The 13011-nt window shown below is 63.1% G+C and carries 12 protein-coding genes; 3 read left to right on the plus strand and 9 right to left on the minus strand.

The window, feature by feature from the left end; all coding sequences use genetic code 11:
- Positions 1–27 precede the first annotated feature (27 nt).
- Both B0G80_RS48290 and B0G80_RS29505 read left to right on the plus strand, forming a co-directional pair.
- Positions 28–345 carry a glycoside hydrolase family protein gene (locus tag B0G80_RS48290; RefSeq protein ID WP_408968508.1) on the plus strand — a complete coding sequence of 106 codons (318 nt, stop codon included), beginning with the start codon at positions 28–30 and terminating at the stop codon, positions 343–345.
- Positions 346–459: 114 nt separating this feature from the next.
- Positions 460–903 (plus strand): hypothetical protein, encoded by a 444-nt coding sequence (locus B0G80_RS29505; protein WP_116121509.1) that lies wholly within the window; start codon positions 460–462, stop codon positions 901–903.
- A gap of 3 nt (positions 904–906) precedes the next feature.
- Here B0G80_RS29505 and B0G80_RS29510 read toward each other — a convergent pair whose 3' ends face one another.
- From B0G80_RS29510 to B0G80_RS29540, 7 genes are all read right to left on the minus strand, one after another.
- Complete coding sequence (locus B0G80_RS29510; protein WP_116121510.1) at positions 907–2325, minus strand: MFS transporter; 1419 nt, start codon at positions 2323–2325, stop codon at positions 907–909.
- A gap of 154 nt (positions 2326–2479) precedes the next feature.
- Positions 2480–2743, minus strand: a complete 264-nt coding sequence (locus tag B0G80_RS29515; RefSeq protein WP_116121511.1) for a hypothetical protein — start codon at positions 2741–2743, stop codon at positions 2480–2482.
- A 57-nt stretch (positions 2744–2800) separates the two neighbouring features.
- Entirely contained in the window at positions 2801–3457 is a 657-nt protein-coding gene (locus B0G80_RS29520) for a sarcosine oxidase subunit gamma (RefSeq protein WP_116121512.1), read from the minus strand.
- The gene (locus tag B0G80_RS29525) at positions 3447–6449 is read right to left on the minus strand and encodes a sarcosine oxidase subunit alpha family protein (RefSeq protein ID WP_116121513.1); all 3003 of its coding nucleotides are present in this window, start codon (positions 6447–6449) and stop codon (positions 3447–3449) included. Before B0G80_RS29525 ends, B0G80_RS29520 begins: the two co-directional genes overlap by 11 nt.
- Complete coding sequence (locus B0G80_RS29530; RefSeq protein WP_116121514.1) at positions 6446–6784, minus strand: sarcosine oxidase subunit delta; 339 nt, start codon at positions 6782–6784, stop codon at positions 6446–6448. Before B0G80_RS29530 ends, B0G80_RS29525 begins: the two co-directional genes overlap by 4 nt.
- A 28-nt stretch (positions 6785–6812) precedes the next feature.
- Complete coding sequence (locus B0G80_RS29535) at positions 6813–8057, minus strand: sarcosine oxidase subunit beta family protein (protein ID WP_116121515.1); 1245 nt, start codon at positions 8055–8057, stop codon at positions 6813–6815.
- 56 nt (positions 8058–8113) lie between these two features.
- Positions 8114–9508: an L-serine ammonia-lyase gene (locus B0G80_RS29540; RefSeq protein WP_116121516.1), complete on the minus strand. Its 1395-nt coding sequence runs from the start codon at positions 9506–9508 to the stop codon at positions 8114–8116.
- 304 nt (positions 9509–9812) lie between these two features.
- Between B0G80_RS29540 and B0G80_RS29545 the strand changes: the two genes are divergently transcribed.
- Positions 9813–10895, plus strand: a complete 1083-nt coding sequence (locus B0G80_RS29545; RefSeq protein ID WP_116121517.1) for a GlxA family transcriptional regulator — start codon at positions 9813–9815, stop codon at positions 10893–10895.
- Between the two features lie 99 nt (positions 10896–10994).
- Here the strand turns inward: B0G80_RS29545 and B0G80_RS29550 are convergent, their stop codons facing one another.
- Positions 10995–11930 carry a choline ABC transporter substrate-binding protein gene (locus tag B0G80_RS29550; protein ID WP_116121518.1) on the minus strand — a complete coding sequence of 312 codons (936 nt, stop codon included), beginning with the start codon at positions 11928–11930 and terminating at the stop codon, positions 10995–10997.
- Between the two features lie 76 nt (positions 11931–12006).
- Positions 12007–13005, minus strand: coding sequence for a GlxA family transcriptional regulator (locus B0G80_RS29555; protein ID WP_116121519.1), 999 nt, complete (start codon positions 13003–13005; stop codon positions 12007–12009).
- Positions 13006–13011: the final 6 nt, after the last annotated feature.

Here is a 13011-nt window from a genome sequence, read left to right on the forward strand (position 1 = left end):
GCCTTACGATTCAACGAGGGCGTTGTGATGCGGTACTACAATGATGCGCCGGCGAACGGTAATTGCACGTGGGGCATCGGTACGTTAGCTCACTTGGGGCCATGCACGCAGGAAGAATTGACGCGAACTGTTCTTCCGGAGCAGGTCAACGCCGTGCTTCAATCTCGAGTACGCGATGCGGAGCGCCGCGTTAAGGCAATTGTCACGGAGCGTCAGTTGACGCAGGCGCAATTTGACGCCGCCGTATCGTTCGCGTACAACTCGAGCAACGTCAATACCAGGCAGACGCTTTCACCTGCAAATGACGGCAATATGAGGGGCGTGGTTTTCACAAATGATGAGTAACGTAATGATTACCCCACGCAGGCCGGATGGTAGCGCACTGGGGCCTGCTCAGCGCAGTCAGGGACTTGTGAATCGGCGCATGCGCGAGTCCGCTCCATTCCGGCAGCCCGCGCAATGAAAGCCCGTCAGTTGGGCGCTGCCATCGCGCTGATTCTCTCGACCGGACTCGCTGGCGCGCAACAGGGCGCGTCGGAGACAACACCGTCTGCGGCGGAATTCGCGGGCAAATGGGTGGTGACTGATGTCGTGTCCTATTCCCCTGTCTCGGCGGGTATCCCTGAGGCGAGGCGAATCCTCGGGAAGGTTCTGACGATCTCGCCAACGCGTATCGAGTTCAATAACCAGAACTGCACGCCGCATAAGGGCTTTGTGGTCAGTGAGGTGGACAGCGCCGCGAAGTTGAAAGAACTTTACGACGTCTACCCGCCGGATGTCGGCCTGCCTGCGCGCACCGCGTTGCTGGACAGCGCGAACTGTACGGCCGTTTTCCGCATGGCCGATAACCGTGTCGCATTCGGTTGGAACGGCGTCATGGTGCGCGCTATCCGCAAGCAATAATCTTTACTCCCGCACCGGACTCAACCCCCCTCGCGCATCCGTCTCAACCGCTTCCGACACCAGCGTCTCGAGCGCCAACCCACGCGTCTCGAGGCCCAAAATCCACACCGCCGCCGCCGCGATCACAAAACACATCGCGCCGAGCGAGAACACGCCGCTCTGGCCGAACATCGGCAACACCACGCCCACCACATAAGGTCCGATCAGCGAACCCACGCGGCCGATCGCCGACGCGAAGCCCGAACCCGTGGCGCGCGCACCGGTCCCGTACAGCTCCGGCGTATAGGTGTACAGCACCGCCCACATCGCGAACAGAAAGAACTGCATTGCCAGCCCGGCGCAGATCAACAAGGTCGGCGTCTGAGCATGCAGCGCGGTTTGTCCATACACGTAAGCCATCACCGCACTGCCCGCGAGCGACGCGATGCAAGTCGGCTTACGCCCCCAACGTTCGACCAGCCACGCCGCGCAAATAAACCCGGGAATCCCGCCGAGCGAAATCAGCACCGTGTACAGCACCGACTTCGTCACCGCAAAGCCTGCCTGCTGCATCAACGCGCCGAGCCACGACGTCAGTCCATAGAAACCGAGCAGCGCGAAGAACCATAGCGTCCACACCATGATCGTGCGGCGCCGGTAAGCCATGCTCCAGATCTCGCGGAACGCCCCCGTGCCCTTGGCGGCCGGCGGTTCTGCAAGCATGACGGGCGCGCGCAACTGGCTCAGCCCGGCCGCTTTCATCACCTTCACTTCGACTTCGGCGAGAATCTTGTCCGCTTCATCGAGACGGCCGCGATGTTCGAGCCAGCGCGGCGACTCCGGCACGACGCGACGCACGATCAACACGAATACAGCAGGAATCGCGAGGAGCGCGAACTCCGTGCGCCAGCCGAACGTCGGCAAGACGAAGTACGACACCACGCCCGAGGTAATGAAGCCGAGCGGCCAGAAGCCATCCATCAACGCGATCAGACGGCCGCGCGACGCAGCCGGCACGAACTCCGACAACAACGTCTGCGCGATCGGAAACTCCATGCCCATGCCGAAGCCAAGCAGCACACGATAAAAGATCAACGCTTCCACGCTCTGCGCCGTCGAGCACAGATACGACGCGAGCCCCCACAACACCATGCTCCACTGAAACACAGGCCGGCGTCCGAAGCGATCCGCCAGCAATCCCGCGATCGCCGCGCCGATCACCATGCCGAAGAAACTCGCGCTGGCCACCAGCCCCGCCGTTGCGGTCGATAGGCCGAATTCCGTCTTGATCGAACCGAGCACGAACGTCATCGTGCCGAGATCGACGGAATCGAAAAAGAACGCGATGGCGATGATGATAAAAATGGTCCGGTGATAACCGGAGAACGGCAGTCGTTCGAGTCGGGCAGCAGCGCTCGCGCGCGGCGAATAGGCGGTGGACATGTCATCCCCTGGTGGATGCGGCGCTTGCCGCGTGGGTACTCCTGAGTGTTTTCAGTAGACGCCGACATAAATCGGCCACATAGAAGAAATACGTCATCGGGATGGAACGGGTGCGCCGCTCCATGCGCGGCGACGGCGGCGGCGATAGCGACGCTCAGGCCCGCAGACGCGCCCGCGCGGCGCCGGCAATGCGCGCGAGCGCATCCGCGCTCAACCGTGCGGCGATCCGTTCGACGTATTCATGATGACGCGCCTGCAACGGCGCCCCGAGTTGCTGCGCGAGGAGATAACGGATCAACGCAATGCGCCGATGCCGCAGCACGATGCTCTGATCGAGCAGCGCAAGCGCGGCATGGGCATCGCCTTCGTGGCACGCGCGCTCGGTGAGGCGCGCGGTGGCTAGACGTGTCGACGTCATGGCGAATATCGAGGGATGAAACGCGCGAGCGGTTCGAACAGGACCGCTCGCCGCGCTTTACGACATCAGCGGCTCGGCTGCGTCGAGCATCATCTTCACGAAGTAGTCCGCGAAGCTGCGGCGCACGACGATATCGAAACTGCTCGCGCCGGTAGGCAGCAGCGTCATCGATGCCTTGAAATAATGGCTCTGCGCGCACTGCCCTTCGCCGAACAGCTTGGGATGCAGATCGAGCGGACAACCGCGCGCCAGCACTTCACGCGTGCGCGTGCCGCTGAGTTCGAGCACCGTATAGCCGCTGCCGATATCCACCGCCGAAGCGAACACGCCCGCGAACGCCGCGCCGAGTTTCGCCTGCAACGGCGCGGTGCGCGTTGCGTCGTGCGCGGCGGCCGAACGCACCAGCCACTCGTCCGGACCGAGCCACATTACGTCGTAGCCGTTGCCGCGCGCCACCGTGTTCGCCTTCTCAGGCGGACGGCAGCCGAGCACGCTGTCAACGGCGCGCACGAACGCGGCGTCACGCGTATCGCCGCGCACGTTCACGAGTTCCAGAAACGGCCGCTCGTTCAATCTGAACGCCGCGTTGGCCGTCGCCTGATGCTTCTTCAGCAGCGCGTCCGTGCCGACCAGCGGCGACTCCTGCCATACGCCGGTCTGTTTGCCGACAGCCCGATCCACGACCGACGCCGTCCCTCTCGTTTCATTCCACATGTTGACGTGCTCCCTCGCTGTCGTAGAACACCGAACTGGTGACCTTCGCTGCAATCTGTTTGCCGCTCGAAAGCGGGATCGTGACCGTTTCGCCGATTTTGTCGAGACCGCCCTTGACGACCGCCATCGCGATCGAGCGCTTCAGGATCGGGCTGTAGTAGCTCGACGTGACGTGGCCGAGCATCGCCGCCGTTTCGCCCTGGAAGGGACCCGCGACGATCTGCGAGCCTTCCGGTATCACGAACGACGGATCGTCCGAGAGCAAGCCGACCAGCTGCTTGCGCCCTGCCTTCGCGGTGTCCGAGCGGGTCAGCGAACGCTTGCCGAGAAAGTCCTTCGACTTCGCGACGAGCCCGCCCATGCCGAGGTCGTACGGTGTCATCGAGCCGTCCGTATCCTGGCCGACGATGATGTAGCCCTTCTCCGCCCGCAGCACGTGCATGGTTTCGGTGCCGTACGGCGTGATGTCGAATTCCGCGCCCGCCGCCATCAACGCTTCCCACACTGCACGCCCGACGTTCGCCGGCACGTTCACTTCATAAGCCAGCTCGCCCGAGAAGCTGATGCGCATCACGCGCGAGGCCGCGCCCGCCACCGTGCCTTCGCGATAGCTCATGAACGGGAACGCCGCGTTTGCGAAGTCGATGTCCTGGCAGACCTTCTGCAGTACCTTGCGGCTGTTCGGACCGACCACGGCGAAGGTCGCCCAATGATCCGTCACCGACGCGAGCCGCACGCGCATGTCCGGCCATTCGGTCTGCAGCCAGCGTTCGAGCCACGTGAGTACACGCGCGGCACCGCCGGTGGTGGTCGTCATCATGTAGTGCTGGTCGGCGAGGCGCACCGTCACGCCGTCGTCGAAGATCATGCCGTTCTCGTCGAGCATCAGACCGTAGCGGCACTTGCCGACCTCCAGCTTGCTCCACGGATTCGTGTAGACCCAGTTCAGCAGCTTCGCCGAATCGAGGCCCTGTATGTCGATCTTGCCGAGCGTGGAAGCATCCAGAATGCCGACGCTCGTACGCACCGCGAGCGATTCGCGCGCTACTGCCGCGTGCATGTCTTCGCCCGCTTTCGGGTAGTACCACGGACGCTTCCAGTTGCCCACGTCCTCGAAAGCCGCGCCGTTTTCCACATGCCATTCGTGCACCGCCGTCTTGCGCACCGGATCGAGAAACTCGCCCAGCTCGCGGCCGGCGAACGTGCCGAAGGTGACGGGCGTGTAGTTCGGACGGAAGGTCGTGGTGCCGGTCTCGGGAATCGTCTTGCCGAGCGCCTGCGCGAGAATCGCCATGCCGTTGATGTTGCCGAGCTTGCCCTGGTCGGTGCCGAAACCCATCGCCGTATAGCGCTTCACGTGCTCGACCGATTCGAAGCCCTCGCGCGCCGCGAGGAAAATATCCGCGGCCGACACGTCGTTCTGGAAATCGATGAACTGCTTCGGCCCGCGCGTGGCCATCTCGCGGCCGCCGACCAGCCACAGCGGCTGCATCTTCGCTTCCGTGATCTCGGCCACCTGCACCGGATTCGGCCGCGCGACGATGAAGCCCGCCGCGCGCGCCGCATCGATGCCGGCATCGACTGCAAAGCGGATGCCCTGACCCAGCGTAAAGTCGCCGGCACAGGCGCCGACGCTTGTCTCCGGCTGCATCGCCTTGCCCGGCACGAAGCAGGCCTTCTCGTCATGCCAGTGCGCCTTGCCGCCCGATTGCGCGAACAGATGCAGCACCGGGCTCCAGCCGCCGGACATGGCGAGCAGATCGCAGGCAAGTTCGCTCTGCTTCGCACCGACCTGTCCGTTCGAATACGACGCGAGATCCACCGACGCCACGCGCAGTTTGCCGTGCGCCGCCGTGATCACGACACCGTTCATCACCTTGACACCGTAGCGGCGTGCCAAAGCGGGCAGCGTGCCCTTCGATTCGCTCGCGCGCGGATCGACCACTGTCACCTGGGCGCCGGCTGCTTTCAGATCGAGTGCGCATTGATAGCCGTCGTCGTTATTGGTGAACACCACCGCGTTGCGGCCCGGCAGCACCGCATAGCGATGCAGATAGGTCGACACGGCCGACGCCAGCATCACGCCCGGCAGATCGTTGTTGCCGAACACGATGGGACGCTCGTGCGCGCCAGTCGCGAGAATCACGCGTTTCGCGCGGATCTTCCACATCAGTTCGCGCGTGCCCTTGCGCTGCGACACCGGCAAATGTTCGGTGAGCCGCTGCGTCACCGTCACGAGATTGTGGTCCTGATAGCCGAATGCCGTGCTGCGGCACAGGATCTTCACTTCGGGCATCTGCCGCAGTTCGTCTTCGATCTTCTGCACCCAGTACAGTGCGGGCTTGCCGTCGATCTCCGCGCGGCACGACAGCAGCGAGCCGCCGAGTTCCGGCTGATCGTCGACCAGCGTGACGCGCGCGCCGGACAATGCGGCGGCGTGCGCGGCCGCGAGGCCGGTCGGGCCGCCGCCCACCACCAGCACGTCGCAATGCGCAAAGCATTTGTCGTAGCGATCCGCGTCCGTGTGTTCCGGCGCCTTGCCGAGGCCGGCGGCGTCGCGGATCACTTCTTCGTACTTCGGCCAGAATTTGCGCGGCCACATGAAGGTCTTGTAGTAGAAGCCGGCCGGAATGAAGCGCGCGAACTTCTGGTTGACCGCCATGCGGTCTTTTTCGATGCTCGGCTTCGCGTTCACGCTGGTGGCGACCAGTCCCTGATACAACTCGACCTCAGTCGCGCGCGCATTCGGCACTGTGTACGCGCCGGTTTCGAGTTGCACGACGGCATTCGGCTCTTCCACACCCGCCGTGACGATGCCGCGCGGCCGATGGTATTTCCAGCTGCGCGCGACGAAATGCTCGCCGTTCGCGAGCAGCGCCGATGCCAGCGTGTCGCCCTGATAGCCCTGGTATTGCCGGCCGTTGAAGGTGAACGTCAGCGGCTGGGCGCGATTGATGCGGCCGCCGTTGGGGAGTCGGTCTTTCTGGCTCATGATGCCTTGCCCTCTTGTGCCTTGTTTTGTGCCGTGCTTTGCGTGTTAGCCTCGGCGCTGTCCATGGCGAGCAACGGACGCTCGAACGTCTCGTAGCCCTGGATCTCGTAGCTCACCGTGTCGCGCTGCGCCTTGAACCAGCGGCGGCAGCCTTGCGTGTGCATCCATTGCTCGCGATGCACGCCGCGCGGATTCTTACGCATGAATAGGTAGTCGCCCCATTCGCGGTCGGTGAGTTTGTCGGTGTCGAGCGGACGGGCAATGTCCGCTTCGCCGCCGCAGGAAAATTCGGTTTCGGCGCGCGGCCCGCACCACGGGCATTCGATCAATAGCATTGGTTTTTCCTCGTCGCAGTGCGTGGCGTTAGTGGGCAACAGCGGCGGCGCCGTGTTCGTCGATCAGGTGGCCGGTATAGAAACGCTCCAGCGAAAAAGCCGCGTTCAACGGATGCGGCTCATCCTTCGCAATGGTGTGCGCGTAGGCCCATCCGGAACCCGGCGTCGCCTTGAAACCGCCCGTGCCCCAGCCGCAGTTGAAGTACAGCCCTTTCACGTCGGTCTTGCTGATGATCGGGCACGCATCCGGCGAGACATCCACGATGCCGCCCCACTGGCGATTCATCCTCACTCGTGAGAACACCGGGAACATTTCGACAATGGCCTCAAGCGTGCCCTCGATAATCTGGAAACTGCCGCGCTGTCCAAAACCCGTGTACTGGTCCACGCCCGCGCCGATCACCAGATCGCCCTTGTCGGACTGGCTGATGTACGCGTGCACCGCGTTCGACATCACCACCGTGTTGACCACCGGCTTGATCGGTTCCGACACCAGCGCCTGCAACGGATGGCTCTCCAGCGGCAGCCGCACGCCGGCCATGTCGGCAAGCGTCGAGGTATTGCCCGCCGCCACGATCGCGACTTTCTTCGCCTTGATGAAACCCTTGGTGGTGTCCACGCCGGTCACCTTGCTGCCGTTGCGGCGAATGCCCGTGACCTGGCAGTTCTGCACGATATCGACGCCTGCCTGATCCGCGCCGCGCGCGAAGCCCCAGGCCACCGCATCGTGACGTGCCACGCCGCCGCGGCGCTGGATCGACGCGCCGAGCACCGGATAGCGGCTGTTCAGATTGATGGTCGGCTCGATTTCCTTGATCTGCGCAGGTGTGAGGAACTCGGCGTCCACGCCGTTCAACCGGTTCGCGTTCACGCGGCGCTCGGTGTCGCGTACGTCCTGCAGCGTGTGCGCGAGATTCATCACGCCGCGCTGGCTGAACATGACGTTGTAGTTCAGGTCCTGCGAGAGCCCTTCCCACAGCTTCATCGCTTTCTCATAGAGCGCAGCCGACTCGTCCCACAGATAGTTCGAGCGCACGATGGTCGTATTGCGCGCCGTATTGCCGCCGCCGATCCAGCCCTTCTCCAGCACGGCGACATTGCGCACACCGTGCTCCTTCGCCAGGTAATAAGCCGTGGCGAGACCGTGCCCGCCCCCGCCGACGATCACGACGTCGTATTCACGTTTGGGCTCGGGGCTCTTCCACTGTCGCTCCCAGTTCTCGTGATAGGACATCCCGTTGCGCAACAGGCTGAATATCGAATAGCGGCTCATCGTGGGTCCTTGTTGATGCTGTCTTTGCTGATGTTTCGTGTTTGATAAAACGGGTTTCAACACTCGATGACGTTCACGGCCAAGCCGCCGCGCGACGTCTCCTTGTACTTCGTCTTCATATCGGCGCCCGTTTCGCGCATCGTCTTGATCACGTTGTCGAGCGACACGTAATGCTGGCCGTCGCCCTTCATCGCCATGCGCGCGGCGTTCAACGCCTTGATCGCGCCCATCGCATTGCGTTCTATGCACGGAATCTGCACGAGTCCGCCGACCGGATCGCAGGTCATGCCGAGGTTGTGTTCCATGCCGATTTCGGCGGCGTTTTCGACTTGCGCCGGCGTGCCGCCCATCACGGCGGCGAGCGCCGCGGCGGCCATCGAGCAGGCCACGCCCACTTCGCCCTGGCAGCCCACTTCGGCGCCCGAGATCGACGCCGTTTCCTTATAGATGATGCCGATCGCCGCGGCCGTCAGCAGGAAGTTGACGATGCCCTCGTCGTTCGACGCATGCATGAACTTCACGTAGTAGTGCAGCACCGCGGGAATCACACCGGCGGCGCCGTTGGTCGGCGCGGTGACGACGCGCCCGCCCGCTGCGTTCTCCTCGTTGACGGCCATTGCGTAGAGGTTGACCCAGTCGAGCATGGAGAGCGGATCGCGCAGCGACTCTTCCGAGCGCGAACGCAACTGTCCGCACAGATCGGCGGCACGGCGCTTCACGTGCATCGGACCGGGCAACTCGCCGCGTACCTTGCAGCCGCGCTCGACGCACGCGGACATGGTGCGCCAGATCGCCAGCAAGCCTTCGCGCACTTCCTGTTCGGGACGCGCCGCGCATTCGTTGCGCAAGGTGATCTGCGCGATCGACAACCCGGTTTCGCGGCAGACGCGCATCAGATCGTCGCCGGTACGAAACGGATACGGCACGTCCGCGCCGGCGCGCACGCCGTTCACGCGATCGCCTTCGCGATTCACCACGAAGCCGCCGCCGATCGAGTAATACTCCTTCTCCACCAGCAACTGGCCGTTTTCGTCGAAAGCCTGAAAGCGCATGCCGTTCGGATGCACGATGCCCGAACCCGGCGCGCCCGGCATCAGCTTGCGGAAAAAGCCCAGATGCTCGCGCTCGTCGAATTTGACGGGATGCTTGCCGAGCAGCACCAGTTGCCTGGACGCGCGGATCGCTTGCAAGCGCGGTTCGATCAGGTCCGGGTCGATGGAATCCGGCAGATTGCCTTCGAGTCCGAGCAGCACCGCCTTGTCCGTGCCGTGCCCCTTGCCGGTCGCGCCGAGCGAACCGAACAGGTCGGCTTTCACGCTTCGCACGAAGCCGAGCAGATTGGCGTCTTCGATATGCGAGGCGAAACGGCATGCAGCGATCATCGGCCCCACGGTGTGCGAGCTTGAAGGACCGATACCGATCTTGAACAGATCGAAGACGCTGACGTTCATGGCGTGCCTTGTGCGTTGCGATGCCTTGGGTGGATTGGCCTCTATTGCAGCGCAGGTCAAATTGAACCGATAGAATAAAAACGGCATCGCAGTGGGATAGTGGCGTCAATGGACGCGCCGGCAAAGGCCCGCGGCGTATTTACGAAGACTTCTGACGCATTTGCGACATGCGCGCGGCTTGTGGCTAGCGATGCTGACGATGCCTGCGGCACAGCGCCGGTGGTGCCGCCCGCACGGCCGGACGCGGCAGACGCCGTCCCCGGTGCTATGCTTGATCCAACTCTTTCGCTCGCTGGCTGCATGCATGAATTCCGCTGAACCGCTTCCCCCTCGATCGATCGACGGCACCTCCAGGCAGCGCATCCGCTTCGGCATCATCCTGTTGCCGAACTTCACGCTGACGGCGTTTTCGGGTTTCGTCGACCTGCTGCGCCTGTCCGCGGACGAAGGCGATTTCAGCAAGCCCGTGCGCTGTTCGTGGAGCGTGATAGGGGAAACCCTTGCTCCGGTGCGCGCGAGTTGCGGCATCCAGATCACGCCGTGGGAAACGTTCGACAGCGCCGAGCCGTTCGATTACGTCGTGGTGGTCGGCGGCCTGCTGCATTCCGGACCGGCCGCGAACGACGCGACGCTCGCTTTCATCCGCCGCGCCGCCGCCACCGATGCGACGCTCGTCGGCATGTGCACGGGCGTGTTTTCGTTGATGCGCGCGGGCGTGCTCGACGGTTACCGCATCTGCGTGAGCTGGTTTCACTACTGGGATTTCATCGAGCGTTTTCCGTCGGTGAACGAGGAAGCGCTGATCGCGGACCGGCTGTTCGTGATCGACCGACGGCGCATTACCTGTTCCGGCGGACGCGCGTCGATCGACGTGGCCGCCGCGATCCTGTTGCGTCATTTTGAAACCGCCACGGTGCAGAAGGCGCTGCGTATTTTGCTCGTCGACGATATGCAGAAAGGCAACGCGCCGCAGCCGCATCCACCGGGGCTCGCGCCGGCCACGCATCCGAAGGTCAAGCGCGCGATTCTGCTGATGGAGCAGCATGTGGGGCGCTCGCTGTCGCTCGATGAGCTTGCGGGGAAGCTTGATCTCTCGCCGCGTCAGTTGGAACGGCTTTTTAAAGCGGAAACGGGTAAGGCGCCGCAGGCCTACGCGAAGCAGGTGCGGTTGCGCACCGCCGCGTGGTTGTTGACGAGTTCGGATAAGACGGTGGCGGATATTGCGTCGAGCTGTGGGTTTTCCGATGCTTCGCATCTGGGCCGCGAATTCCGCAAGCAATTCGGTTTGCCGCCGATGATGTATCGCGAGCAGCGCGGCACGGCGGCGGAAGCTGAGGATAGTGGGGATTTTGATGAGACGTTTCCGGGGCGGGCGCAGGCGATTTGAGCCGTAGTTTGCCAGGCATGCAGTTGGCATGCCGCGGCTTTCGCGTCGCATCGACGACAACGCGAAAGCCGCGCCATAAACCGAGCTAGTTCAGCAGTTTCACTTCCCCGCCACATAAGCCTTCACAGCCGGCAACCCATCCTTCCCGTCATACGTCTTCACTCCCGCCAGCCACTTGTCCAGCACCGCCGGATTCGCCTTCAGCCATTCGCGCGCGGCCTTGTTCGGATCAGTCTTGTTCATGATCGGCAGCATGACGTGATTCTCGATATCGGTCGTGAACTGCAGATTCGACACCAGCTTCGCGACGTTCGGACAGCGTGCCGAATAATCACTCGGCGTGACCGTCAGCACTTTCGCCTCGCCGTAGTTCGGCCCAAACACGGCATCGCCGCCGGACAGATAATCGATCTTCATCTGCACATTCATCGGATGCGGTTCCCAGCCGAGAAACACAATCGGTTTCTTGTCGCGAACCGCGCGGTTCACTTCGACCAGCATGCCCGCCTCGCTCGACTCCACCAGCTTGAACTTGCCGAGTCCATATTGATTGGTGTCGATCATCTTCTTGATCAACGCATTGCCGTCGTTGCCCGGCTCGATCCCGTAGATCTTGCCGTCGAGCTTGTCGTAGTTCTTCGCGATGTCGGCGAAGGTCTTGATACCCGACTGATACGCGTAGTCCGGCACCGCCAGCGTGTATTTCGCGCCAGTCAGATTCGGCGTCGGCAACACGCTGAGCTGGCCGGACTTCCTGAACGGGTCGATCATCGGGTCCATGGTCGGCGACCAGTAGCCGAGAAACACGTCGATCTGCTTGTTCTTCACACCGGCGAACGTGATCGGCACCGAGGCGATCGTCTTGGTCGGCTTGTAGCCAAGCCCTTCGAGCACGGTCGACGCCAGCCCGGTGGTCGCCGCGATATCGGTCCAGCCGACGTCGGCAAAACGCACGTCGCGGCAAGTGGCAGGTTCCGCGGCCAGCACAGACGACACAGACAGCGCGCACAACGACGCAGCCCACAAACGTTTCATGGCGTTCCCTTAGAGTGATTGATATTCGACTGGATTGGATGAAGCGGATTGTTTTACGCCAATCATTACTCGGGTGCTAAGCGGACAAGCGCCGCTCGACGCTCGGCGCATGGCCGAACTGCGCGCGATACGCCTTGCTGAAATGACACGCCGAATGAAAGCCGCACACGCTCGTCACGCGCGCAATCGACGCGTCCGTATTGCGCAGCAACTCACGCGCGCGCCGCAACCGCAGCGTCAGATAATAATGCGTGGGCGACACGCTCAGGAACATCTTGAACATGCGCTGCAAATGCCGCTGCGACAGATGCACGAGCCGCGCGAGTTCGTCGAGCGATAACGGCTCCTCGATATTCGCTTCCATCAGCCGCACCACCTCGACGAGTTCCGCGCGCGAAAACCCGACTCGTGCGTCGACGGGAATATGCTGATAGTCGGTCGAGCCGCGAATCCGCTCGACGATGAACTGCTCGGACACCTGCGCCGCCACCGCCTGACCCAGCCGCATGCCCACCAGTTTCAGCATCAGGTCGAGCGGCGCGGTGCCGCCGGTGCACGTCATGCGATCGCGGTCGATCACGAACAGTTCGTCGGCGAAACGCACGTGCGGATAGCTCTTGTGCAACGGCGACATGTCTTCCCAATGCACGGTGCAGCGATAGCCGTCGAGCAGGCCTGCGGCCAGCAAAGCATACGGTCCCGTGCAAATGCCGCCGAGCGGTATGCCCTTTTTCGCGACATCGCGCAGCAGCGCGATCACCGTGTCGTCCACGTAATCGCGCACATGCCAGCCGGCGCAGACGATCAGCACATCCGGCATGCCGGCTTCAGCGAGCGTCGTGGTGGGCTTCACGGTGATGCCGTTGCTCGCTCGCGCCGGTTCGCCGTCCGGCGTGATCACCGACCACCGGTAGTGCTGCGCGCGGCCCACGTAGTTGGCCATGCGCAGCACCTCGACCGCGCTGGTGAACGCGATCATCGAAAAATTCGGCAGCGTCAGAAAGCCGACGTGCGCGAGGCCGGACAGCGGCGAATCGGCCTCGGGCTCGACAGGCGTGAGCGCATCGCGCTTCATGGGCGG

Origin of the sequence: Paraburkholderia sp. BL6669N2, assembly GCF_003387275.1 — a bacterium.
Classification (GTDB): domain Bacteria; phylum Pseudomonadota; class Gammaproteobacteria; order Burkholderiales; family Burkholderiaceae; genus Paraburkholderia.

Excerpts from the sequence above, each read along its gene's own strand:
- B0G80_RS29520 (WP_116121512.1), bottom strand. The coding sequence starts at position 3,457 with ATGTGGAATGAAACGAGAGGGACGGCGTCGGTCGTGGATCGGGCTGTC.
- B0G80_RS29515 (WP_116121511.1), bottom strand. The coding sequence starts at position 2,743 with ATGACGTCGACACGTCTAGCCACCGCGCGCCTCACCGAGCGCGCGTGC.
- B0G80_RS29530 (WP_116121514.1), bottom strand. The coding sequence starts at position 6,784 with ATGCTATTGATCGAATGCCCGTGGTGCGGGCCGCGCGCCGAAACCGAA.
- B0G80_RS29510 (WP_116121510.1), bottom strand. The coding sequence starts at position 2,325 with ATGTCCACCGCCTATTCGCCGCGCGCGAGCGCTGCTGCCCGACTCGAA.
- B0G80_RS29545 (WP_116121517.1), top strand. The coding sequence starts at position 9,813 with ATGAATTCCGCTGAACCGCTTCCCCCTCGATCGATCGACGGCACCTCC.
- B0G80_RS29550 (WP_116121518.1), bottom strand. The coding sequence starts at position 11,930 with ATGAAACGTTTGTGGGCTGCGTCGTTGTGCGCGCTGTCTGTGTCGTCT.
- B0G80_RS29505 (WP_116121509.1), top strand. The coding sequence starts at position 460 with ATGAAAGCCCGTCAGTTGGGCGCTGCCATCGCGCTGATTCTCTCGACC.
- B0G80_RS29540 (WP_116121516.1), bottom strand. The coding sequence starts at position 9,508 with ATGAACGTCAGCGTCTTCGATCTGTTCAAGATCGGTATCGGTCCTTCA.
- B0G80_RS48290 (WP_408968508.1), top strand. The coding sequence starts at position 28 with ATGCGGTACTACAATGATGCGCCGGCGAACGGTAATTGCACGTGGGGC.
- B0G80_RS29555 (WP_116121519.1), bottom strand. The coding sequence starts at position 13,005 with ATGAAGCGCGATGCGCTCACGCCTGTCGAGCCCGAGGCCGATTCGCCG.
- B0G80_RS29535 (WP_116121515.1), bottom strand. The coding sequence starts at position 8,057 with ATGAGCCGCTATTCGATATTCAGCCTGTTGCGCAACGGGATGTCCTAT.
- B0G80_RS29525 (WP_116121513.1), bottom strand. The coding sequence starts at position 6,449 with ATGAGCCAGAAAGACCGACTCCCCAACGGCGGCCGCATCAATCGCGCC.